Source organism: Paenalcaligenes hominis (assembly GCF_041359055.1).
Classification (GTDB): Bacteria; Pseudomonadota; Gammaproteobacteria; order Burkholderiales; family Burkholderiaceae_B; genus Paenalcaligenes; species Paenalcaligenes hominis_A.
Window position 1 is genome coordinate 425,480 of sequence record NZ_JBGJKZ010000003.1, and the last position, 22,396, is coordinate 447,875.

Sequence of the window (22,396 nt, forward strand, 5' to 3'; positions counted from 1 at the left end):
TAGTGTGTAAGTTTTTACACCATATCGCAAACGACTTGGAAGGCTTACGCCAACCAAGTCGTTTTTTTTTTGTACTGCCTTAACATAGAAAAAGCGAAGGCTATTCTTATGTCAAATTGGTTACTGCCAGAAAGTTTGGCGGATGTGCTACCAGCCGAAGCACGTCGTATCGAAGAGTTACGTCGTTACTTGTTGGACTTATACCGTACTTATGGGTTTGAGCAGGTGGCACCGCCCATCGCTGAATACCTCGAATCGTTGCAGGCTGTGTCCGGGACTAAACTGAATTTACGCACTACCAAGGTCGTTGATCAGCTTTCTGGCCGCACGATGGGAATACGCGCTGATATTACCCCGCAGGTTGCTCGCATTGATGCCCACTTATTAAACCGTCAAACCGTAACGCGTTTGTGCTACTGCGGTTCTGTGTTGCATGCGCGCCCACAGGGTTTATTAGCCGATCGCGAGCTATTGCAGATTGGTGCCGAAATCTTTGGGTATGCTGGGGTCGAAGCAGACATTGAAATTATTCATTTGGCCTTAGCCAGTGTTGCTCGTGCCGGTGTTAAAAATGCCCGTCTGGATTTAAACGTGCCAGCGATTGGGTCAGCTATTATTCATACTGACCCAGCTCTTATCGCACATGCGGAAAGCATTTTTGATCTGCTCAGTGCCAAAGACATTCCTGGTTTGATTGAGCTGCATCGCCAGCTTGGCTCTAAGCAAACAGAAAGCCTACAAGCGCTGCTTCATTTGTGCGCACTTTATGGCGAGGCGCATGCTGTGATCAGCAAAGCCCGCGCCACCTTGCCTAACGAGGCCAGCATTAGTGTTGCGTTAGATCAGCTTCAAACATTGGTCGAGGCGCTAGACGGGCATCACTTAACCGTTGATTTGGCAGATATGGGAGGTAGCTCTAGCTACCACACAGGCGTGGTTTTTTGTATTTATGCCGATGGCTGGCATGATGCATTGGTCCGTGGTGGACGTTACGACGGCATTGGAAAAATGTACGGTCGTGAGCGTCCTGCTACGGGTTTTAGTATGGATTTACGCAAGCTATCAGCTGGCTTGCCTGCACCACAAGCGGTATTCGCTATTCGTGCCCCATGGGGCGTAGATGGCGCTTTGCAGGCCAAGCTAGATAGCTTACGAGAGTCGGGTGAAGTTGTAATTCAAATGTTGCCTGACCAGTCTCCAGTGGTAGACGAGTTCATCATTGACAGAGAGCTTGTTTCTATCGATGGACAATGGCAGGTACGGCCTTTATAGGCGTAGTTGCAGCGTATTTTCAAGTTTTTAGCTATTAACTGGCCAGAGACATCCGGCCCTTTTTAATTGATACGTAACATGAACAGAAACATTGTGGTGATTGGCACCCAGTGGGGTGACGAAGGTAAAGGCAAGATCGTAGACTGGCTCGCCGAGTCAGCTCAGGGTGTAGTACGCTTTCAAGGCGGTCATAATGCCGGTCATACCTTATGGATTAACGGTCACAAAACCGTTTTGCGTTTAATTCCCTCTGGGATCATGCATGATCATGTCACCTGCTATATTGGCAATGGCGTGGTGTTGTCCCCCGAGGCTCTTTTAACCGAAATTAACGAGTTAGAGTCTGCTGGCGTTAACGTGCGCGAGCGCTTGCAGATTTCTGTTGCTTGTCCTTTAATTTTGCCTTATCACATTGCCGTAGATCAGGCGCGTGAAGCCCAAAAAAGTCCCGATAAAAAAATCGGTACGACAGGGCGTGGTATTGGTCCTGCCTATGAAGACAAAGTGGCACGACGTGCATTACGTGTCCAAGACCTCTACGACTTGCCTTTATTCGAAGAAAAGCTAATCGAAGTCTTGGATTACCATAACTTTGTGTTGAAAAACTATCTTCATGCAGATACGGTTGATGCTGGGTTGGTTTTAGAGCAAGCAGTGCGTTACGCCGAAGCCTTAGAGCCAATGGTAGCCGATGTGACCAATCACTTATACCAAGCCTCCAAAGCAGGGCATAAGCTGTTGTTCGAGGGTGCGCAGGGCGCTTTGCTTGATATAGACCATGGTACTTACCCATATGTGACAAGCAGCAATTGCTTGGCCGGTGCTGCCTCAGCAGGTTCAGGTGTAGGTCCGCAGCAGTTAAACTACGTGTTAGGTATTGCGAAGTGCTACACCACGCGCGTGGGTTCAGGTCCATTCCCCACCGAGCTTCATGATGAGATTGGTACTCGTTTGGCCGAAGTGGGTAAAGAGTTTGGCTCCGTAACAGGGCGTGCACGTCGTTGTGGTTGGTTTGATGGCGCTGCCATGAAGCGTACCGTAATGCTAAATGGCATCACTGGGTTATGTGTTACCAAGCTCGATGTGTTGGACGGCTTGGAAACCATTAAAATTGGCGTGGGTTATCGCTACAAAGGTGAATTCCTTGATGTGCTTCCCTATGGCGCGGATGCAGTAGCCGAGGCCGAGCCAGTGCTCGAGGAAATGCCAGGCTGGACCGAGTCTACCGTTGGAATTACGGAATACGATAAACTACCTGTTAACGCACGACGTTATCTAGAGCGTATAGCCGAGGTGTGCGAGGTGCCCATTGATATGGTGTCTACTGGGCCTGATCGCAATGAGACAATTGTCTTGCGTGACCCCTTCACAAAATAAAGCCTAACAGGTTTTATGTGTAACAAAGCGGCCTATGGGCCGCTTTTGTTTTGGTGCTGTCTTTCCATATGGGGAAGATTGGTTTAACATTATGCACCATACTTCAGTTCATCAAATAGTTAGGATCGGCTATGAGTCTGCCCCCCAACACTGATAGCGACCTGTGGGTCAGCTGGGATCAGTACAACGAATTAATCGAGAAACTCGCTTTGCAGGTACACGAGTCAGGCTGGAAGTTTGACAAAATTGTCTGTCTGGCCCGTGGCGGCATGCGCGTAGGGGATGTGATTTCGCGTATTTACGATGTGCCATTAGGCATTTTAGCAACCAGCAGCTACCGTGAGGCCGCTGGTACCGAGCAAGGCAGCTTGGATATTGCCCAGTTTATCACCATTACCCGCGGCACATTAGATGGTAATGTGTTGCTGATTGACGACATGGTTGATACAGGGATGACTTTCAAGCGCGTGCGTGATCATTTGCGTACTCAATTTCCTGCTATCACCGAATTGCGCACTGGTGTACTGTGGTGGAAAGGGCACTCTACAGTGACTCCTGACTACTACGTAGAGCAGCTGCCAACTAACCCTTGGATTCATCAACCCTTCGAGGACTATGACACCATTCGTCCTTCGCAGCTAGAGGCGTGGATACGCAAGGGCAAGAGCACCAAGCAGGGTGATTGATTTTGACTACTAGGACTTAATCGTGCTAGTATCAGAGTCTAACCCTATTTTTCGTATCGTGCATGCATTGTGTCTGCACGAATTGTTTAATTTTTTACACAAGGCTTCAAAAGTACATGCCAATTGTTCGCCTGAAAGAAAACGAACCTTTCGAGGTCGCAATGCGCCGTTTTAAGCGCACCATTGAAAAAACTGGTTTATTGACCGAATTACGTTCACGCGAATTCTACGAAAAACCGACTGCTGAGCGCAAGCGTAAACGTGCTGCTGCTGTTAAACGTCACTACAAACGTATCCGCAGCCAACAGTTGCCTCCGCGTTTGTATTGATTCCTGATAGTTTTATTCAGGAACTGCTAGCGCGTGTCGATGTTGTAGATGTCGTTGGGCGCTACGTACAGTTACGCAAGGGTGGGGCCAATCTTATTGGCCTATGTCCCTTTCATAACGAAAAATCTCCATCTTTTACAGTCAGTCCCTCCAAACAGTTTTACCATTGTTTTGGGTGCGGGGCTCATGGTAGCGCTATCAGTTTTTTGATGGCACACACCGGGGCTAACTTCCCCGAGGCCGTTCGCTCATTAGCTAGCGAGGTCGGTTTAACTGTGCCCGAATCTGATCGCTCTCCACGTCAACGTATTGCGGATCAACAACGCAAAGAGCAACGTTCGCAACACCAACAAATTCTTGATGCGGCGCAGGAACATTATCTGCGACAGTTAAAACTGCATAAACCTGCTCAAGAATACCTAAAAAACCGAGGCTTAACGGGTCAGACCGCTTTGCGTTTTGGTTTAGGTTGGTCAAATGCCGATCGTCGTGATTTAGCGCGGGTGTATCCCAATTACGAAGAACCATTATTAGTTGAATCAGGGTTGGTGATAGAAGCCGAGGATGGGCGAAGATATGACCGCTTCAGAGCGCGTATTATGTTCCCCATCCGCAATCGCAAAGGTGATGTGATTGCATTCGGTGGACGCTTAATTGCCCCTGGTGAACCTAAATACCTGAATTCCCCCGAAACCCCGTTGTTTTCTAAAAGCCATGAGCTATATGGTTTATGGGAGAACAGACAGGGTATTCGTCAAGAAGGCTTTGTGACAGTGGTTGAAGGCTATATGGATGTAGTCGCCCTCTCGCAACAAGGTCTGAATAATGCTGTAGCCACCTTAGGCACAGCCACTACTGAACACCATATTCGTCATCTGATGCGAGCTAGTGATCGCATCGTTTTTTGTTTTGATGGCGATAAAGCGGGTCGACGTGCGGCGTGGCGGGCACTGACTACTTGTTTGCCTCAGTTACGCGATGACGTGTCGATGCGGTTTTTGTTTTTACCAGCAGAGCACGATCCAGACTCGTATGTAAAAGAGTTTGGGGCGGATGCTTTTCGTGAGCAGGCCAAACAGTCTGCCGCTTTATCCACATTCATGTTGGATGAGCTAAGCGCGCGTCATAATTTGAATGAGGCGGAAGGGCGAGCCGCGTGTGTGCACGAGGCATTACCTTTGCTTAGTGCCCTATCCGACTGTACATTAAGCACTCAGATTGAGCATGAGTTTGCTCAGTTGGTGCGTTTAACCGCAGATGAGTTGCAACTACGTTTGTTGCAGAACCAGTCTAATGCAGCCGTGCGTCGTGATGAGGCGGCGTTTTCTGCCCCCGCGGCGCATGAAAACACGGTTCCATCAGATTCTAATATAACTGCAGCGCGCGGGCGCGGGCGGCGTGTTGTATCTCAGCAGCCCCGGTCTGGACATGGCGTTGGATCAAAGTCGCGCACTGTTACGCCTATAGCAAAACGTTTATTGACTTTATTGGCTTCGCAACCTGGATTAGCCCAGAGTGTTAGCCACGAAGCTCTTGAAATTATTGTACAAAGCCCCACCTTAGTCTTAGTGCACGAGCTTATTGTTTTGGTACATGAAACGCAGGCGCAGCATATTGCAGCCTTGCTACAAGCAGTTGATCCAGACTCTGAGTTAGCCCATGTATTGCATGGTGTAACGGCCGAGCTCATCACAGACGATGAAAACCTGAAGCTCCAAGCCGAGTGGGATGGGGCGCTGCGGCGGGTCGAGATTGATGTAATTAAGCATGAGCAGTCGGCATTGGTTGCGGCAGGGCTGCCTGATGCAGCCTCTAGGCAACGCTATCAAGACCTAAGCCGACGTTTAGCGCAGTTGCATACTGCACCATCTGTTTAACTACAGTAAAATAGTAGGTTTAGCACAAGCTTATAGCCTTGTGCTACGATTTTTAAGGAATAATTACGCGCTTTAAAAGGCCGAGTTGGCTTGATATCTCAGACGGATAAAACCACTGATTGCAGTAAATGACCTTGTGAACAGAGACAAGGATTGAAATGATAAGTCGCAACATGGGTTTATACGTTTGTTTTACTTTTAAAGAGGGCGGTGTTATTCAGTTAACTTCACACCGTTACGGTGTTTTGCGTCAATGGGATTCAATATGACTCAATCGACTGGCAAGAAAGCGACAACTCGTTCTGTAACGATGGCAGCAGCTTCCGATTCGGACAGCACCTCTGTCAACGTCGACGCAGCACTTAACGAATCGCAAGACACTGCCGTAGCCAAAAAAGCGGCAAAAAAAGCAGTTAAAAAAGCGGTCAAGAAAGTAGCTGTCAAAAAAGTAGCAGCAAAAAAAGCAGCTCCAGCTGAGGCGGTAGATGATGCAGCTGATGACGAGGTCAGCACTGTAGCGAAAAAAGCGGTGAAAAAGGCCGTAAAGAAAGCCGCTAAAAAGGCGGCTAAAAAAGCAGTGGCAAAATCGGCTGATGCACCAGCTGCTCGCCGTGGCCGTCCTGCTAAAACCACTACCTTTGATGATGACGATCACATCGAAGAGGGTGATGAGGTCATTCCAGACTTAAAACCGGTCAAAAAAGGTTCTAAGCGCGGTGCACGCGACGTATTTGGTGCACGTGGTCAGCTCACCCCCGAAGAACAAGAAGCCCGTCGTAATCGTCTCAAAGCCTTAATTAAGCTCGGTAAAGAGCGTGGTTATCTCACCTATGGTGAAATTAACGACCATTTACCAGATGACTTGGTGGATGCCGAGGCCATTGATGGCATTATTGGCACGTTCAGCGATATGGGCATTTCGGTTTACGATCAGGCTCCTGACGCTGAAACCTTGCTCATGAGCGATAACGCACCGCTTGCATCTAGCGATGATGACGTCGATGACGAGGCCGAAGCCGCATTAACCACCGTTGATTCTGATTTTGGTCGTACTACAGACCCAGTCCGCATGTATATGCGTGAAATGGGCTCCGTCGAGCTATTAACTCGCGAGGGTGAAATTGAAATTGCCAAACGCATCGAGGACGGTCTCAAGCACATGGTTATGGCAATTGCAGCGTGTCCAACCACAGTGAACGAGGTCTTGGCCTACATCAACGAGGTACGCAACGAGTCGCTCAGTATTGATGAGGTCGTTGATGGCCTAATTGACGACGATGGCGAGGAATACGCGGGCTCAGGTGTTACTGACGAAGACGATGAGGGTCCGGCTGGTGGTATGAGCAGCAAACAGCTTGAATACTTACGCACCAAATCACTCAAAAAATTTGATGTAATTCAAGAGTGGTTTGAGAAAATGCGTGTGGCATTCGAGTCCGAAGGTTATCGCAGTCCAGGGTATATCCAAGCCAAAGAAAATATTCTTAACGAGTTCATGGGTATTCGCTTTACTGCCAAAATGGTGGAAAAGCTAGCCGATACCATGCGTGAGCGTGTGGCCGAAGTTCGTGCTTTAGAGCGTGAAATTCTACAAATCTGTGTAACACGTGCTGAAATGCCTCGTTCACACTTTATCAAGAGTTTCCCTGGCAACGAAACAGATCTCGATTGGGTAACTAACGAGCTAGCCTCAAACCCGCCGTATGCAGAAATTCTCGAGCGTTATGTACCAGCTATTCACGAAATTCAAGAAAAACTTCTTGAGATTCAAGCCAGTGTGGTCTTGCCTTTGACTGACCTCAAAGACGCTAACAAGCGCATGCTGAACGGTGAGGCCAAAGCGCGTAAAGCCAAGCGCGATATGACCGAAGCTAACTTACGTTTGGTGATTTCTATTGCGAAAAAATACACCAATCGTGGTTTGCAGTTTTTGGATCTTATCCAAGAGGGCAATATTGGCTTGATGAAAGCGGTGGATAAATTTGAATACCGTCGTGGTTACAAGTTCTCTACTTATGCTACTTGGTGGATTCGTCAGGCTATTACTCGTTCTATTGCTGACCAGGCACGTACCATCCGTATACCGGTTCACATGATTGAAACCATCAACAAAATGAACCGCATTAATCGCCAAATTTTGCAGGAAACAGGGGTAGAGCCCGATCCAGCTACCTTGGCACAAAAGATGGACTTGCCCGAGGATCGTGTACGCAAGATTCTGAAAATCGCTAAAGAGCCTATTTCTATGGAAACACCCATCGGTGACGATGATGATTCCCACTTAGGTGACTTTATCGAAGACACCAATACGGTGTCGCCTTCTGACTCTGCTTTGCATGGCTCAATGCGTGATGTAGTAAAAGACGTGCTGGACTCTTTAACTCCGCGCGAGGCCAAAGTGTTACGCATGCGTTTTGGTATTGAAATGAGCACTGACCAAACCCTTGAGGAGGTCGGTAAACAGTTTGATGTAACGCGTGAACGTATTCGTCAGATTGAAGCCAAAGCCTTACGTAAATTACGTCACCCCAGCCGAGCTGACAAACTGAAGTCCTTCCTCGAAGGAAAATAATTCCTTTTGTCTTAGGCAAGAAAACGGCACCCCATTGATGGGTGCCGTTTTTTTATCTGTTGGGTCTACGAGTAGAGAAGGCAGATAAAACAGTTAATGCTGCATAAATCTGTGGCTTGGCTATTACAGTAGAATTTTAGCGAATAGGAATAGTGGGGCAGATTAAGCTGATGTGCGTGGTCGGGCATAATGAATCAACAAACCCAACACCAATCCCCAAAATGCACTACCTACATTAAAAAAACTCAAACCTGAAGCGGTAACCAAAAAGGTGAACAGCGTACTTTCTCGCTGGCTTTCTTTTTCAAAAGCACTAGCAAAGCTTTGGCTCAGTGTACTAATTAATGCGATGCCCGCTAAAGCGGTAATAAACGGTGCAGGCAATACATAAAAAATACCAATAATCGTAGCACCTAACAATCCACACAGTATGTATAAGCCGCCAGCAAACACTGCCGCCTTGTAACGCTGCTGGGGATTGGGGTCAGCCTCTGGGCTTAGGCATAAGGCGGCGGAGATGGCGGCTAGGTTATAGGCAAAACCACCAAAAGGGGCTAGCACTACTCCGAGTAGCCCCGTTGCCGTAATAATGGGAGAAAGACGCGGCTGATAACCAAAGCTTTGAATCATTGCCACACCGGGTAAATTTTGAGAGCTAAGCGTAACTAAAAACAAAGGCAGCCCCACCCCTAACAGAGCTGAACTGTTCCAAACAGGGCTTTGCCAAGCGGGCACGGCCCAGTGCCAGCTGATGGCTTCGCTATGCCATGCGCCTTGAATACTTAAAAAAAGAATGCCGGCAGTCAAGGTGGCAATAATTGCCAGACGCGGCCAAACCCAACGAACTATTAAATAGGCCAAGAGCATTACACCCACAAGCAGCTGGGCACTTTTATCCACATTAAAAAGCGCAATACCAAAATGCACCAAAATACCAGCTAACATAGCGGCCGCTAGATGGGGGGGAATCCATCGGCTAAAACGATGAAATAAGCCGCTCACTCCCACTAAAACCATGAGTGCAGAAGCAAAAATAAAAATGCCTATGGCTTCGGCGTAAGAATACTGATGCAACGAGGTGGCAAGTAGGGCAGCGCCAGGTGTGGACCAAGCCAACAAAATAGGCACACGCGTTAATAAAGAAAGCAAGATAGTGCCTGCGCCCACCCCTACACCCAATACCAGCATGGCGGAATTAAGTTGGGTTGCAGAGGCACCAGCGCTTTGAGCTGCCTGTAACACGATGGCAATGGAGCTGGTATAACCGACTAAAACAGCCAGAAAACCGGCGCTAAATGATGGGAAGGATAAAGAAGGTTTCATAACAGTCGCGAAGGGGTCTGTCTTACAAGAAATTACCGCATAGTAAGTCGATAAAGAGAAATTGAATAGCTTAAATTAAAAAGCCATGCATGAGAGCAAAAAGCGACTAAATATAAGCGTCAAAGGTGTAATACGCATGCGGTTTAGCTTAGGTGAGCCGCCATCGCGATTTGTTCACCAGTTCAGAGCGTGCTTGTTGAAAGTGAAGCAAAGGTAATAAAAGTTTAATTTATATGTAGTCCGCGGCCGTGATGCCACGATGACTAGGCACAAACCCGTATATTTAGAAAGATTTTGGCATATTTGGGTATTCCATTTGGCTAAATAGTAATAAGCATATAAAATTTAATTGTATGGGGCGCACTCTAGCGTTTGTTAATACTCTTTAGTGAGTTTGGATATGACTCGAAACAAATTTTCTCGACTTCCGCTTGCCAGTTTAATGGCAGCGGTGGGCCTATCAGCGGCCATGTCTTCTGCATGGGCAGAAGAGCTAGATGCTGAAGCCATTGAGCGTGGTAAAGCTGGCTCTGCGACCTGTGTAGCTTGTCATCAAGCCGATGGCAGTGGCATGAATATACCTGGTGGGGAATCATGGCCACGTTTAGCTGGATTAGACCGCGATTACATCGTAGCCCAATTAAAAGCATTCAAAGACGGCTCACGTAATAATGCATCGATGTTAGCTTTTGCCAACATGTTAAATGACGAGCAAATGGTTGATGTGGCAACCTACTACGCAAGCTTGCCCGTTAAAGCAGCCACGCCTCCAGCCGTGGACGAAGCCGTGCTAAGCCACGGTGAAAAGCTTGCCACTCACGGCGATTGGAGCCGTTATATTGTTGCCTGTACGACCTGTCATGGTGTGGGCAACCAAGGTAATGGATCGGTGTTTCCCGCATTAGCAGGTCAACACCCAAGTTATATTGCTCAGCAAATTAAAGCGTGGCAAGACGGTACACGCAAGAACGATCCCCAAGAGTTAATGGCGACCATTGCCAAGCGCATGGACGATAACGATATTGCTGCTGTATCGGCATGGTTAGCGGCTCAGCCAGCTAAGGGTCAAGAATAAGGGGATACACAATGAAAATGATTTTTAAAAAACTTCTACCTGCTGCTGTGGCAGGGGTATTTGCTATTGGTCTTGGTACGGCCAGCGCAGCACCACTCACTAAACTAGGCAAAGATCTTACCGATGAGGAGCGCGAGCGCGTCAGTCAAATGGTACAAGGCGCGCCTATGCCTAAAGACGAGGAGCTCGTACATATTCCTCCTACCATGGAAGATCTAGAGGCTTCTGATTTACATCCCAAGATGAAAGAAGCGATTCGCCGTGGGCATGACTTGTTTGTTAATACCCAGCAGTTGCGTGGCAAAAATGTATTTAACAATATGAATTGCGCCAGCTGTCACATGGCCGAAGGCACGATGCCTTATGGTGGCCCTGTGTGGCCTGCCGCCATTGATTTGCCTGCTTACCGTGGTAAAAATGGTCATGTGAATAACCTAGAAGAACGTATTGTGGGCTGTTTTACTTATTCCATGAATGGTAAACCGCTTGAGTACGGTAGCGATGATATGTTGGCATTATCGCTTTATCACCAGTGGTTAGCTACCGGTGTGCCAATGTTTGCTAAAGACAAAATCTATGGTCGTGGTTTCCCTCGTCCAGGTGAGCCAGAAAATGCACCGGATGTAGTACGCGGTAAAGTCGCTTACGAGGCCAACTGTGCTATTTGCCATGGCGAAGACGGCGCAGGTAAAAAAGACGGCGACAAGGTGATTTTCCCAGCATTGTGGGGTGATGACTCCTATAACTGGGGTGCGGGTATTGCTCGTGTCTTTACGTTAGCTGGTTTCACCAAGCACAATATGCCTTTAGGTAAGCCTAACTCCTTGTCCGACCAAGACGCCTGGGATATTGCGCAGTACGTAGATAGCCGCGAGCGTCCTCAAGATCCTCGTTACACAGGTGACATTAAAGAAACACGTGAAATGTACTTGGATACATTCCACAAGCACACTTTGTATGGTACCGAACTGGATGGCAAGATTTTGGGTGACCACGATAATGCCGGTCACAAAGACTTCTTAAAGCCTGACATCCTACGCTCACGCGATTTTACCGGTGGTAAAAAAGCAGAATAATGACTAGTTAGTTATTGTTCAGAAAAGCCGTACACCAAAATGTGTGCGGCTTTTTTATTTATACAAGCTCACAGCCTTTAACGCCTCGTAACTTGAAGGGCTCCTGCTCTTGGCTCATGATAGTAACTACCCTAATCATTAAAGGAGAAACTGAAATGACAGGAAAAGTTAAAGGATTCTTAGCCGCGGCTGCAATAAGTATGGGCTTAACAGCTGGACCACTGGCTTTTGCCCAAACCACCGGGGCAGTTCCTCCAGCTCCTGAGATCATTCAGCCAACCGAACAACAGATCGATCAATATGCAGCGGCTGCTCAGCAAGTTGCTATGATTGCGGCCGAATACCAGCCTAAGTTAGAGTCTGCCAATAACGACGATCAGCGTATGCAGCTTATGCAAGAAGCGGATCAAAAGATGGTGTCTAAAGTCACAGAGGGTGGCTTAACTGTAGAGGACTACAACGGCATCAGTTTGGCTATTCAACAAGACGAGCAATTACGCCAACAAGTCGAACGTCGAATTTCTACTATGCAATAATTGCGTTTAAGGTTGGGCGATCTCTACAGCACTGCTTCGGCAGTGCTGTTTTTGTTTAGGCTTGGCAAAAAGTGGTTGTCATAAAGATGCCATATTTTTGTCATGATGAGGCAACACCACTTAGTCATCATACCCAGTGTGTGAGCATTTTTGCTCTAGGACATTTAATCAAATAGGAATGCACATGAGCCAGCAGGATTGGGATGATATTGCAAGTAACCCTTGTCAAACACGGTCTTTTAATGAGGTGGTGGATCAGTTATCTGGTCGGCGTCGCTTTTTAAAAACAGGCCTTGGTGCCAGTGCGCTTGGATTTTTAGGTTTGGGTGCAACGCCTTTATCAGCTCAAACTACGCCCGTTGCGAAGCAATCATCTTTAGCTCAGGCCATTTCATTTGCTTTTGAGCCTTTAGGCCCATCCACCTCAGATGCTATTACATTACCTAAAGGCTATAACCACCAAGTAATTAATCGCTGGGGTGATCCTTTATTTACCCATTCACCTAAATTCAAAGGGGATGCGAGTGAGGGGGGTGAGGCGCAAGCATTACAGGTAGGTTATAACCATGACGGCATGCATTTTTTTCCTATTGATGCGCCCAAAGGCACAGTGCAGAGCAGTGTAGAAGGTTTGTTAGTAACCAATCATGAATACATCACTCCGCACTATTTCTTTCCCAAAGGGGTGGAACCAGGCAACGCAAAATGGAATGAAAACTGGGTGCGTAAATCCCAACATGCCCAAGGCGCTTCCGTGGTTCATATTCGTCTAAACGACGGCAAGTGGGAATCTGTAATCGATTCACCCTTTAATCGCAGTATCCATGCCAACACCCCTATGAAAGTCGTAGGGCCTGCGGCTGGGCATGCCTTAATGCAAACCACGGCGGATCCAACCGGTACGTGGGCCAAAGGCACATTTGGTAACTGTGGCAATGGATGGACCCCATGGAATACCTATTTGACCTGTGAAGAAAATTTTACCGATTACTTTGGCGTAGGAGCCCAAGAGTCTGATCAGGTTTCGTATCCAGATGCTGCCACGCAAGCCCATCTGCAGCGTTATAAAGGCAGTGCCAAGGTCTCTAGCGATGACTATAAATGGGATACGCACGACACTCGCTTTGATTGGACTCAAGAGCCAAATGAAGCCAACCGTTTTGGCTGGATTGTAGAAATTGACCCGTTTGATCCGCACTCTGCACCAAAGAAATTGACGGCATTAGGGCGCTTTAAACACGAAAATGCCGCATGGACATTGGCTCCCGATCAGAGGGTGGTGGTGTACATGGGAGATGATCAACGTAGCGAATACCTATACAAGTTCGTATCCAAAAATGCTTTTAATGCAGAGACGCCGGCGTTGAATCGCTTGCTTTTGGATGAAGGTGTGTTGTATGTGGCGAAATTTGCTGCGCAGCAAGCGCAGACAGAGGGGTTTGCAGGACAGGGACAATGGGTAGCACTGCAGCTAGACACTCCCACTGTGGACGGTAAAGTCCTAGGGGATTTATTTTCTGACATGGGCGAGTTATTGATTAAAACGCGTCAAGCTGCCGATGCGGTAGGGGCAACACCAATGGATAGGCCGGAGTGGGTGGCCGTGCATCCTCAAACGCAGGAGGTGTATGTAACGCTTACTAATAACAGCCATCGAGGTTCAGACAAGGAGCGCTGGCCTGATGGGTTAAAACACCCTGCAGCAGATGCTGCTAACCCACGCAATGAAAATAAATACGGCCAAATTGTACGTTGGCGTGAGCAGGGCAGCGACCCAACCGCGTTACAGTTTGAGTGGGATGTGTTTGTGCTCGCAGGGAATCCTAATGTGTACCCCGTGGGTGACTTGCGTCGCGGCTCAGACAACATCACTCCAGAAAATACGTTTAATAGCCCCGATGGGTTAGCTTTTGACGCCAATGGCCGTTTATGGATTCAAACCGATGGTAATTACAGCAACAGTGATGATTACGAGGGCCAAGGCAACAACTGTATGTTGATTGCCGACCCTGTATCTAAGGCTATTCATCGCTTTATGGTGGGGCCTAAAGGCTGTGAGGTGACAGGGATTACGTGGACACCAGATCAACGATACGTGTTCATAAATATTCAGCACCCAGGCGAAGGTCAAACCGTTGCGGAGTCACAAGCCAAACCAACGGCGATATCGACTTGGCCCGATGGTAAACAAGCACCACGCCCTCGTCCTGCTACGGTGGTAATCTGGCGTGAAGATGGCGGTATAGTCGGCGCTTAACCTAGGCGTAATGATAAAAAATTGGCCCATTGCAATGTATGCAGTGGGCCAATTGTTTAGGTGGGTTTTGTTGCAATGACTTGAACTACAGCTGACTGGCCCTGATGGCCTTGCCCTTCATGAATGAAGCGTTCTGTTTCTATTAAGCGCGTGAAAGCTAACGGTTGTAGCTCTGCTTCTAAGGTGTGGGCTTGGTAGAGAAGATCTGTATTACTGGGCCCACCTGTTTTGTAGTTAAGCTGCTTAGGCGTATAGGCTTCTAGTAAAAACACACCATTTGCAGTCAGAGCTTGGGGAATCTGGGTATGCACCCGATGTCGAACCGCCGGAGGCAAATGACAAAAAATACTGATAATGCCATCCCAAGCGCAAGGCTCAAATACATAATCCGCTAAATCTGCCCAAAGCGTAGTAACAGTGACCTTTTTGCTTTGAGCTAAGCGTGTGACTTTATCCAGACCGGACTGAGCACTATCCAAGGCCGTCACCTGAAAACCAAGCTGAGCCAAATACACAGCATTGCGACCCTCGCCTTCCCCTAAAGAGAGTATACGTCCTCCTGGAGGTAAGTATTTAGCCGCCTCACGTAAAAAATCATTGGGCTCCTGACCATAGAAATAGTCGGGTTGATCAAATTTTTTATGCCAAAAATTATCTGTGATTCGATTCATGGTTTAATTAACATAAAGAGATGGATGGCGACCAGCTAGGAAGAGCACATTCTGACACGCGTATATGAATGCTATTTTCCCAAAGGCTAATATCTATTTAAGACAAAATACCTCATCTTGTTTTAATTAAAAAGTTTTTAAAGCGAACTGAATCATTACATATAAAGGTAAATCCATGGCTAATACCAAAATCAATGATGTGGTTGATCATTCTAAAAACTTATATCCCCGTTGGGGCTGGTTTATAGCCCTAGGCATTGTGCTTATTATATTGGGGATGGGGGCGTTGACCTATGCGGTAACGGCTACCTTAACCAGTGTGATTGTGATTGGGGTGTTGATGCTTATAGGGGGTGCAGCCCAATTCATTCATGCTTGGACTTTACGTTCTTTAAGCGGCTTTTTTTGGTGGACGCTAGTGGGTTTGCTGTACGTTATTGCAGGGGGAATGGTGATTCAAAACCCTATTGCTGGGGCAGAAATACTAACATTGCTCTTGGGCGCTACCTTAATCGGCGTTGGGGTGCTTCGTTTAGGTATTTGGTTAATGAATCGTGGTCAAGAGGGGTGGCTATGGTTAGCTTTTAGCGGGGTGGTTAGTCTGGTGACGGGCTTATTGATCGCTTTGCAATGGCCTAGCATTGGGCTGTGGTTGCTTGGCATGATTTTAGGTATTGATTTGCTATTTCAAGGGTGGAGCATGTTGTGGTTAGGTATAGCTTTACGCCGTATGCGTCGCCTTATGCAATAAAACAATAAACAGGTCACAATAAAAAAACCGCTGCAGCGGTTTTTTTATTGGGTAGACTGGCTTAGTTTTTGGCCCTAGAGAGGCGACGTAGAGAGGATGTAACGCGAGAGGCTCCGGAAAATAAAGCCGTAACCAGTGGCGTATAAGCCGAGTTTTGTAAGTGCCGATTGAAGTCGGGATTTTTCTGCAGATTTGCCTCTATGGGCAACATATTTTTAAACATAGAAACTCCTTTATATTCTATTTTTAATGGCAAAGGAATATTCATTATATCATTTTATATATCAAAAAGCAAGGTCGGTTTCTGTTAATAAATGTATTAAAACAATAGCTTAGTTAAATGTTACATCCAAGGCTGGCACATTAATGCAGTTAGGTTATGATGGAAATACAGGGGACTACTACTGCCAAGTGTGTGGTGTGCTAATTATCTATGGAGAAATTATGCAGATTCAAATCAATACTGACAGTTATATCCAAAACAGCACGGAATTGCGCGAACGCGCAACCGCCATTATCGAGCAAGAGCTCAAACACCAGCGACAGCATCTAACGCGCGTAGAGCTATATTTATCAGATGTAAATAGCGGAAAAAGCGGTGCTGCAGATAAACGCTGTCTTATCGAGGCCCGACCCGCTGGACTCAACCCCCTCAGTGCTGAACACAAAGCACCTGACATACAGCTAGCCATTACCGAGGCCGCTCGCCAATTAAATCGAGCATTAAATACAGCTATAGCTAAAGCGAATTCCAAATAATTCTTTTGCTGTTTTGTTTTTAGGAGGTTGTATGTCTAAGTTAAATACGCACGAGTTAACTGATTTGTTCCAAAAACAAGAAGGCCCATGTTTATCGTTATATCAGGCTACGCACCGTAGTCATCCCGAAAACGCCCAAGACGTCATTCGCTTTAAAAACCTAGTAAAAGAGTTAGAAAGCTCACTTAAAGCGTCGTACCCAAAAACTGAAACGCAGGCTTTGTTAAAACCTTATTATGATTTAGCCGAGAATACCGATTTTTGGCAGCATACTCTTGACGGTCTAGTGGTTTTATCGAACGAGCAATCATTTAAGGTGTTTCACTTACAGCGGGCTACTCCTGATTTTGCGGTGGTCTCAGATTCTTGGCATCTCAAGCCCTTGCTGCGCCAGCTGCAAACTCAGGATCGTTATCAGGTTCTGTGCTTGTCGCGGGCTACGGTGGCATTGTACGAGGGCAACCGCGATGGGTTAGACAGTCTCATTTTCGAGCACGCTTTCCCCGACACCATTGAAAAAGCCTTAGACCCCGACCAGATTCTAGAATTCAACCGGCCCAATGCTTATACCTTAGGCCCCGCCACAGACCCAGCGCCAGCGATGGGGCAGGTGCATACCACCCGTAAAGACGAAACCGACGCAGAGGTTGAGCGCTTTTTCCGGGTAGTAGATAAAGCCATTATGGATCATGTTAGCCAACACAGCGGTTTGCCGTTATTGCTTGTGTGCTTGCCAGAGTACCAAGGGGTTTTCAGAAAAGTATCGCGTAATACGCATTTAGTCGAGCAGGGCGTCAGCATCGACCCTGGTGCGCTAACGGTACAGCAATTAAGCCAGCGAGCTTGGGAAGTTATGCAGCCTGTGGCAGCCAAACGTGTACAAGACATGGTATCGCGCTTTAAAAAAGACCATGGCACCGGTTTGGCTTCCGATAACTTAGACCTAATCTTAGCTGCGACCCTAGAAGATCGTGTTGATGTGCTTTTGGTGGATGCAGACCAGCGTATTGCGGGGCGCGTCTGTAGAGAAAGTAAAACCATTCAATACCAGCCTAACTTTGATGCTTCAGATGTCGAGGATGTCTTAGATGATATAGGTGAAATGGTAGTACGACGTGGTGGTAAAGTAATGGTGGTGCCTAGCCAGTACATGCCCAGTGAAACTGGTATTGCAGCCATTTATCGCTATTGATTACTAAACGCGTTTCTTTAGCTCAGCGCAAAGTGCAGTAGTACGCTTTGCGCTTTTTTACGTCTGTAGTTTGGTGCAATAGCATCAAGTTAGTTACATTACAATGCTACTACGTGGACAGTCTTTAAAGGAGTCATTATGGCAGCGGTGCGTCGTTTTAAAAATCATACCCCTCAGTTTGGGCAGCGTGTTTGGATAGATCCAAGTGCCATCATTATTGGCGATGTGGTTATGGGGGATGATTGCTCCATTTGGCCTGCTACTGTGATTCGAGGGGATATGCATCGTATCCGTATTGGGGCACGTTGCAGCATTCAAGACGGTAGCGTGCTACATATTACTCATGCGGGGCCGTTTAGTCCTGATGGTTTTGCTTTAACCATAGGAAATGAGGTAACAGTGGGCCATAAAGTGATTTTGCATGGCTGTACGCTAGGCAATCGCATACTAATCGGTATGGGCAGTATTGTGATGGATGGTGCGGTAATTGAGGACGAGGTTATTTTGGGGGCTGGTAGCGTGGTGCCACCTGGCAAACACTTGGAGTCTGGCTATTTGTACGTAGGCAGCCCCGCTAAAGCGGTACGAGCTTTACGTCCCGAGGAAAAAGCCTTTTTTTCCTATACGGCAGGCAACTATGTAGCGCTAAAAGACGAATACTTGGCTGAGTCAACACCGACTCAGAGTACGTTCTAATACGGCAGTAAAAAATAAGGTTCGTTGCAGATCAGAGCGGTAGCGTAGTTTTGGGCTGAGCCAATGGGAAAGGGTTTTGAGCCTAAGTAAAAGGGTTAAAACTCGATGCAAGGTTTGATGTAATGCGGGTTGAGGTCGCTGTTGCAAATAATGTGACAGCAGCTGCTCCCCTAGCTCTATATCAAAAGCTAAGTATTTGGTTAACGAGTTAAAACACAATAAAAGATCATAGGCTTGAGCTAAATGCAGTGGTAATACATCGCCTGTTTTTTCTTCAAAATCAATGCGTACTAAATGCTGGTCTTTTAGGATGAGGTTACGTATTTGTGCACCCCCATGCCATTGGCCCGCTTCGTGTAAATCAACGAGGCTTTGCATGATAGGAATGAGTAATGTATTGCGATGTTGAGTATGGCTAAGTAGTGCTTCTACCGAGCTGCCTGCATGCTCCATCACTATGTAGTCATCGTGCTGCAAAATTACACGGGGCACGGCAATACCTTGTGCTTGTAAATGTGCTAGGCGCTGGGCTTCGTAGACAGTGTCTCCGGCACGCAATGCACTGGGGCTCACCCAGACCCCAAAGAGCATGCCACATACCGCTGCGCTTAGGCTTTCACGCCACCATCGACCGGATTCGCGTCGGTTAAATTTAACGACGTACAAGTGACCGCCTGCCCGAATAGTCATTGGGGCAGAGGGAGGATGAGCACGTAGTAACTGAATCTGTTTTTCGAGCTCAAGGCGATGTGAGTGAGGAAAACAAAAACGCATGAGTGGCAAAACAAAATGTAACCCAACCGTTATCGCCCAAAGCGCGTGTAAAGTCAATGTATGAACAAATTGGGCTGGTTATTTGTTATAGGGTGTATAAACAAAGTGTAAAAACCAATTCAGGGATTTGCTGCACAAATAAAACACATTAAAGAGCTTTTGCATTGTTGTCATTAAACCCAAGCACAATGCATTAACAGAGAGCATAGCGAAGGGTAAACTTTAATAGCTGGGATGTATAAGTAGCTCTATTTTTATTTCTTTAACTAAGGCAAATATGAATTCCCTAATTTCGGCAGTGATGGCATTAGATAAAACAGCATGGAGACGTGCTTTTTTATTGGCGCTGTCCTCGTGGCTTTCGTTTGTGATAGCTACTGTGCTTGGGGTAGAGCATGCGTATTGGGCAGCAATGCCTGTATGGGTGTTGGCCCAAGCCACACGAGGCTTAGTGTTTGAGCGCGCTCTTTACCGTATTATGGGCACGGGGGTTGGGGCCTTAATGGGTGTGCTCATAATTAGTTTAAGTCCAACCGTTTGGCAGCCTATGTGGATGGCTTTGGCCGTTTTCTGCAGTATTGGCGTATTGCATAGTCTATACGGCGAGCGCAGTTATATGGCTCTGATGTCAGGTATTACAGTTGCCGTAGTGGTAATGCCTGCTTTATTGTACTCAGAGGACGGTATTCAGCTGGCATGGGCGCGCATTCAATGCACATTGATAGGGGTGGTAGTTACTACCCTTATCACAGGGTTTGGTACACCAAAAAGCGCACGGGACGAGTTTTATTTAAAGGTTCGTAACTTAGCGGTAGATGCGGTCGAGTCCACGCTGGTATTGCTTACTAGCCAAGACTTAAAACAATGGCAACAAAAGCTTAATCAAATCCACTTAGATATAGCTGCCTTAGAAGCACAAACGGTTAGCATGGCAGCTGGCTCTGTAGATGGGCATAAGCGTAATGCTTATGTAGAGGCCTTGCTGCTTGCCACCCTGGAAACCATTACAGCGGCGCAACATTTACACTATCAAATCCAACGTGGCATGGTGATTAGTCCCACGACCATTCAGCAGCTAGAGGAAGTGGTGCGTTGTTTACGGGCCGGTCAGCCGTTTGAGCCTATTCGACGTCAAGCCCCCGACCTTTATCCTGATAAAGTCAGTTTAGCTCGATTGCGGCGCGCCTTAGGTCAGGTCTCACGCGCCGAGACCGCATTATTTGCTGAAAGTTATCCTTTGTGGCGTAAAGGGGTATCAGTGCGCCGGTTTGAACCCGCTCGGGATTGGGTGTTAGCGCGTCGCACGGCCTTGGTGGCTGGTATAGCGGCCCTAACCTCATCCCTAGTGGTGTATTACACACAAAACGTTGCATTTGAGCTAGCGGCTACCGGCGTTTGTATTTTTTCTATGATTTTAGGTTCTATGCCGCGTCCCCAAGCGTATATTCGGTTTGTCATGACAGGGGCGTGTATTGGCGCTGTGGTTGCAGCATTTTATCGGATTGGGTTGCAACCGCACTTTGCTACACCGTTAGCCATATGTCTGAGCTTAATTCCTTTTGTGGTGTTGGCGGGCATAGGGCGTGTAACGCCTTTAATTGCTAATTATGCGCTTGATGCCATTATGTGTTTTTTAATTGTTAGTCAGATAGGTGGTACGCCGGCTAGCGTTGACGTCGTGCTTCAAGGTGCTAGCGCTTTGATAGCGGGTGTTGTATTAGCGTGCGGTAGCTACAAACTTTTAGCGCAGCATTCCGATAAAACGGCACGTTTTGTAATTGGTGCAATGATTGAGGAAGTGCAAAGTGTTTTGTCCCCCCAGGGCGTGCAGCCGGTGGGGCAGTGGCGGGCTCGTATGGCGCGGTATATCTTGCGCTTATCTCAAGGGATGGGCGTAGAGACTCCTGTAGGTAGTTTAGGTTTATTTAATCTAGGCTACAGCATGATTGCTTGGCAACGGTTGTCAGCAGCAGCAAAGAATTCAAATTTAGATCATTCGGTTGTATTATCTGCTTTGGCAGACTTTGCTCAACACCCTGATCACAGTCAACAAGTCTTATTACGTGTAGCGGCTCAGGTTAATGATGCTACCTTGGCAGATGCCCTATACGATATGGCAGATGCACTTGTAGAAGCCAAGCCTGTTTTGCTATTTTGGCAAGAAACCCCGGGCTCATAATTTATTTTTTTGGGTTAATTATGCTTTTTCTAATTCGTATTAGTCGCTTTGTGCAAAAAACCTTTGCGTTTTGGGTGTTGCTTTTGGCGGCCTTGGCTTTTATGAGCCCCAGTGTATATACGCCAATCGCTAAATACATTCCTTGGCTGCTAGGTATTGTCATGTTCGGTATGGGTGTGACCATGACCGTTAACGATTTTAAAGGGGTGCTTAAACATCCTAAAGCCGTATTTATTGGTACCATTGCTCAGTTTGCCATCATGCCTTTGTTGGCTTATGGCTTGGCTAAATTATTTAATTTACCTCCCGAGATTGCGGTAGGGGTTATTTTGGTAGGGTGTTGTCCTGGTGGCACAGCATCGAACGTCATGACTTTTTTAGCACGTGGTAACACGGCTTTGTCTGTTAGCTGTACTGCAGTGTCTACCGTTTTAGCCCCCGTGCTAACACCTGCTATTTTTTATTTACTCGCCAGCCAGTGGTTAGAAATTAATGCATCAGCAATGCTAATCTCGGTATTAAAAATGGTGCTGTTTCCCATTGTGTTGGGTTTGATCACCCGTATGATTTTGGGCTCCAAAGCCGAAAACTATAGTGAGGTGATGCCATTAGTATCTGTGGTATCTATTGTGTTGATTGTGGCTGCTGTAGTGGCCGTCAGCAAAACCAATATCATCGAATCTGGCTTATTAATTTTTGCGGTGGTCATTCTTCATAATGGTTTGGGCTTTTTGTTAGGGTATGCCGCTGCGCGTGTGTTTGATCTTAGCTATGCAGACCGTAAAGCGGTTTCCATCGAAGTGGGCATGCAAAACTCAGGTCTAGGGGTAGCGTTAGCCGGTTTGCATTTTGCCGCTAGCCCAGTTACAGCAGTGCCTAGCGCCATATTTAGCTTCTGGCATAATATTTCAGGCCCCCTATTAGCTACGTATTGGGCCGGGAAAAAAGACGAGTCCTAGGTAAATTTTTACCTACGTCCATAAAGACGGTTAAA

20 protein-coding genes are annotated in these 22,396 nt (G+C 47.1%); 16 read left to right on the forward strand and 4 right to left on the reverse strand.

Translation table 11 applies throughout. From position 1 onward, the window contains the following. The first annotated feature begins 108 nt into the window (after positions 1 to 108). The 6 genes from ACBP46_RS09220 to rpoD all read left to right on the forward strand — a co-directional run bounded on the left by ACBP46_RS09220 (position 109) and on the right by rpoD (position 8,113). Positions 109 to 1,272, forward strand: coding sequence for an ATP phosphoribosyltransferase regulatory subunit (locus tag ACBP46_RS09220; protein WP_371016437.1), 1,164 nt, complete (start codon positions 109 to 111; stop codon positions 1,270 to 1,272). A 78-nt stretch (positions 1,273 to 1,350) separates the two neighbouring features. Further along, a complete protein-coding gene (locus tag ACBP46_RS09225; RefSeq protein ID WP_371016438.1) occupies positions 1,351 to 2,649 on the forward strand; it encodes an adenylosuccinate synthase in 1,299 nt (432 codons plus the stop codon). A 131-nt stretch (positions 2,650 to 2,780) separates the two neighbouring features. Then, on the forward strand, positions 2,781 to 3,335 hold the full coding sequence (locus ACBP46_RS09230; RefSeq protein ID WP_371016439.1) for a phosphoribosyltransferase: 555 nt from the start codon (positions 2,781 to 2,783) through the stop codon (positions 3,333 to 3,335). Positions 3,336 to 3,451: 116 nt separating this feature from the next. Continuing rightward, positions 3,452 to 3,664 carry a 30S ribosomal protein S21 gene (gene rpsU / locus ACBP46_RS09235; RefSeq protein WP_077733504.1) on the forward strand — a complete coding sequence of 71 codons (213 nt, stop codon included), beginning with the start codon at positions 3,452 to 3,454 and terminating at the stop codon, positions 3,662 to 3,664. Further along, positions 3,661 to 5,541, forward strand: a complete 1,881-nt coding sequence (dnaG, locus tag ACBP46_RS09240; protein WP_371016440.1) for a DNA primase — start codon at positions 3,661 to 3,663, stop codon at positions 5,539 to 5,541. Before rpsU ends, dnaG begins: the two co-directional genes overlap by 4 nt. 265 nt (positions 5,542 to 5,806) lie before the next feature. Then, a complete protein-coding gene (rpoD, locus tag ACBP46_RS09245; RefSeq protein WP_371016441.1) occupies positions 5,807 to 8,113 on the forward strand; it encodes an RNA polymerase sigma factor RpoD in 2,307 nt (768 codons plus the stop codon). A gap of 162 nt (positions 8,114 to 8,275) precedes the next feature. On the opposite strand, the gene ACBP46_RS09250 is transcribed toward rpoD, so the two are convergent. Beyond that, entirely contained in the window at positions 8,276 to 9,436 is a 1,161-nt protein-coding gene (locus ACBP46_RS09250) for a benzoate/H(+) symporter BenE family transporter (protein ID WP_371016442.1), read from the reverse strand. A 400-nt stretch (positions 9,437 to 9,836) separates the two neighbouring features. Between ACBP46_RS09250 and ACBP46_RS09255 the strand changes: the two genes are divergently transcribed. The 4 genes from ACBP46_RS09255 (at position 9,837) to ACBP46_RS09270 (ending at position 14,380) form a co-directional block, all read left to right on the forward strand. Continuing rightward, positions 9,837 to 10,511 (forward strand): c-type cytochrome, encoded by a 675-nt coding sequence (locus ACBP46_RS09255; protein ID WP_371016443.1) that lies wholly within the window; start codon positions 9,837 to 9,839, stop codon positions 10,509 to 10,511. An 11-nt stretch (positions 10,512 to 10,522) separates the two neighbouring features. Continuing rightward, a complete protein-coding gene (locus ACBP46_RS09260; protein ID WP_371016444.1) occupies positions 10,523 to 11,587 on the forward strand; it encodes a c-type cytochrome in 1,065 nt (354 codons plus the stop codon). Positions 11,588 to 11,742: 155 nt separating this feature from the next. Further along, the gene (locus tag ACBP46_RS09265; protein WP_371016445.1) at positions 11,743 to 12,123 is read left to right on the forward strand and encodes a DUF4168 domain-containing protein; all 381 of its coding nucleotides are present in this window, start codon (positions 11,743 to 11,745) and stop codon (positions 12,121 to 12,123) included. Between the two features lie 184 nt (positions 12,124 to 12,307). Beyond that, positions 12,308 to 14,380: a PhoX family protein gene (locus tag ACBP46_RS09270; protein WP_371016446.1), complete on the forward strand. Its 2,073-nt coding sequence runs from the start codon at positions 12,308 to 12,310 to the stop codon at positions 14,378 to 14,380. A gap of 56 nt (positions 14,381 to 14,436) precedes the next feature. Here ACBP46_RS09270 and ACBP46_RS09275 read toward each other — a convergent pair whose 3' ends face one another. Beyond that, the gene (locus ACBP46_RS09275; protein ID WP_371016447.1) at positions 14,437 to 15,051 is read right to left on the reverse strand and encodes an SAM-dependent methyltransferase; all 615 of its coding nucleotides are present in this window, start codon (positions 15,049 to 15,051) and stop codon (positions 14,437 to 14,439) included. Positions 15,052 to 15,226: 175 nt separating this feature from the next. On the opposite strand from ACBP46_RS09275, the gene ACBP46_RS09280 reads away from it, so the two are divergent. Next, positions 15,227 to 15,802, forward strand: a complete 576-nt coding sequence (locus ACBP46_RS09280) for an HdeD family acid-resistance protein (protein ID WP_371016448.1) — start codon at positions 15,227 to 15,229, stop codon at positions 15,800 to 15,802. Between the two features lie 61 nt (positions 15,803 to 15,863). Here ACBP46_RS09280 and ACBP46_RS09285 read toward each other — a convergent pair whose 3' ends face one another. Then, complete coding sequence (locus ACBP46_RS09285; RefSeq protein ID WP_371016449.1) at positions 15,864 to 16,025, reverse strand: hypothetical protein; 162 nt, start codon at positions 16,023 to 16,025, stop codon at positions 15,864 to 15,866. Between the two features lie 143 nt (positions 16,026 to 16,168). On the opposite strand from ACBP46_RS09285, the gene ACBP46_RS09290 reads away from it, so the two are divergent. The 3 genes from ACBP46_RS09290 (at position 16,169) to ACBP46_RS09300 (ending at position 18,449) form a co-directional block, all read left to right on the forward strand. Then, a complete protein-coding gene (locus ACBP46_RS09290; protein ID WP_371016450.1) occupies positions 16,169 to 16,561 on the forward strand; it encodes an HPF/RaiA family ribosome-associated protein in 393 nt (130 codons plus the stop codon). A gap of 31 nt (positions 16,562 to 16,592) precedes the next feature. After that, complete coding sequence (locus tag ACBP46_RS09295) at positions 16,593 to 17,753, forward strand: baeRF3 domain-containing protein (RefSeq protein ID WP_371016451.1); 1,161 nt, start codon at positions 16,593 to 16,595, stop codon at positions 17,751 to 17,753. 138 nt (positions 17,754 to 17,891) lie between these two features. Continuing rightward, positions 17,892 to 18,449, forward strand: a complete 558-nt coding sequence (locus tag ACBP46_RS09300; protein WP_371016452.1) for a gamma carbonic anhydrase family protein — start codon at positions 17,892 to 17,894, stop codon at positions 18,447 to 18,449. Here ACBP46_RS09300 and ACBP46_RS09305 read toward each other — a convergent pair. Next, complete coding sequence (locus ACBP46_RS09305) at positions 18,423 to 19,223, reverse strand: hypothetical protein (protein ID WP_371016453.1); 801 nt, start codon at positions 19,221 to 19,223, stop codon at positions 18,423 to 18,425. The genes ACBP46_RS09300 and ACBP46_RS09305 overlap by 27 nt on opposite strands. A gap of 277 nt (positions 19,224 to 19,500) precedes the next feature. On the opposite strand from ACBP46_RS09305, the gene ACBP46_RS09310 reads away from it, so the two are divergent. Next, the gene (locus tag ACBP46_RS09310) at positions 19,501 to 21,402 is read left to right on the forward strand and encodes an FUSC family protein (RefSeq protein ID WP_371016454.1); all 1,902 of its coding nucleotides are present in this window, start codon (positions 19,501 to 19,503) and stop codon (positions 21,400 to 21,402) included. 20 nt (positions 21,403 to 21,422) lie between these two features. Further along, on the forward strand, positions 21,423 to 22,361 hold the full coding sequence (locus ACBP46_RS09315; RefSeq protein WP_371016455.1) for a bile acid:sodium symporter family protein: 939 nt from the start codon (positions 21,423 to 21,425) through the stop codon (positions 22,359 to 22,361). Positions 22,362 to 22,396 lie beyond the last annotated feature (35 nt).

What these genes read in the sequence shown, in the direction of transcription:
- rpsU (WP_077733504.1), top strand. Translation starts at nt 3,452, where the DNA reads ATGCCAATTGTTCGCCTGAAAGAAAACGAACCTTTCGAGGTCGCAATG.
- ACBP46_RS09220 (WP_371016437.1), top strand. Translation starts at nt 109, where the DNA reads ATGTCAAATTGGTTACTGCCAGAAAGTTTGGCGGATGTGCTACCAGCC.
- ACBP46_RS09250 (WP_371016442.1), bottom strand. Translation starts at nt 9,436, where the DNA reads ATGAAACCTTCTTTATCCTTCCCATCATTTAGCGCCGGTTTTCTGGCT.
- ACBP46_RS09225 (WP_371016438.1), top strand. Translation starts at nt 1,351, where the DNA reads ATGAACAGAAACATTGTGGTGATTGGCACCCAGTGGGGTGACGAAGGT.
- ACBP46_RS09300 (WP_371016452.1), top strand. Translation starts at nt 17,892, where the DNA reads ATGGCAGCGGTGCGTCGTTTTAAAAATCATACCCCTCAGTTTGGGCAG.
- rpoD (WP_371016441.1), top strand. Translation starts at nt 5,807, where the DNA reads ATGACTCAATCGACTGGCAAGAAAGCGACAACTCGTTCTGTAACGATG.
- ACBP46_RS09265 (WP_371016445.1), top strand. Translation starts at nt 11,743, where the DNA reads ATGACAGGAAAAGTTAAAGGATTCTTAGCCGCGGCTGCAATAAGTATG.
- ACBP46_RS09270 (WP_371016446.1), top strand. Translation starts at nt 12,308, where the DNA reads ATGAGCCAGCAGGATTGGGATGATATTGCAAGTAACCCTTGTCAAACA.
- ACBP46_RS09230 (WP_371016439.1), top strand. Translation starts at nt 2,781, where the DNA reads ATGAGTCTGCCCCCCAACACTGATAGCGACCTGTGGGTCAGCTGGGAT.
- ACBP46_RS09280 (WP_371016448.1), top strand. Translation starts at nt 15,227, where the DNA reads ATGGCTAATACCAAAATCAATGATGTGGTTGATCATTCTAAAAACTTA.
- ACBP46_RS09285 (WP_371016449.1), bottom strand. Translation starts at nt 16,025, where the DNA reads ATGTTTAAAAATATGTTGCCCATAGAGGCAAATCTGCAGAAAAATCCC.
- ACBP46_RS09305 (WP_371016453.1), bottom strand. Translation starts at nt 19,223, where the DNA reads ATGCGTTTTTGTTTTCCTCACTCACATCGCCTTGAGCTCGAAAAACAG.
- ACBP46_RS09275 (WP_371016447.1), bottom strand. Translation starts at nt 15,051, where the DNA reads ATGAATCGAATCACAGATAATTTTTGGCATAAAAAATTTGATCAACCC.
- ACBP46_RS09315 (WP_371016455.1), top strand. Translation starts at nt 21,423, where the DNA reads ATGCTTTTTCTAATTCGTATTAGTCGCTTTGTGCAAAAAACCTTTGCG.
- ACBP46_RS09255 (WP_371016443.1), top strand. Translation starts at nt 9,837, where the DNA reads ATGACTCGAAACAAATTTTCTCGACTTCCGCTTGCCAGTTTAATGGCA.
- ACBP46_RS09310 (WP_371016454.1), top strand. Translation starts at nt 19,501, where the DNA reads ATGAATTCCCTAATTTCGGCAGTGATGGCATTAGATAAAACAGCATGG.
- ACBP46_RS09295 (WP_371016451.1), top strand. Translation starts at nt 16,593, where the DNA reads ATGTCTAAGTTAAATACGCACGAGTTAACTGATTTGTTCCAAAAACAA.
- ACBP46_RS09290 (WP_371016450.1), top strand. Translation starts at nt 16,169, where the DNA reads ATGCAGTTAGGTTATGATGGAAATACAGGGGACTACTACTGCCAAGTG.
- ACBP46_RS09260 (WP_371016444.1), top strand. Translation starts at nt 10,523, where the DNA reads ATGAAAATGATTTTTAAAAAACTTCTACCTGCTGCTGTGGCAGGGGTA.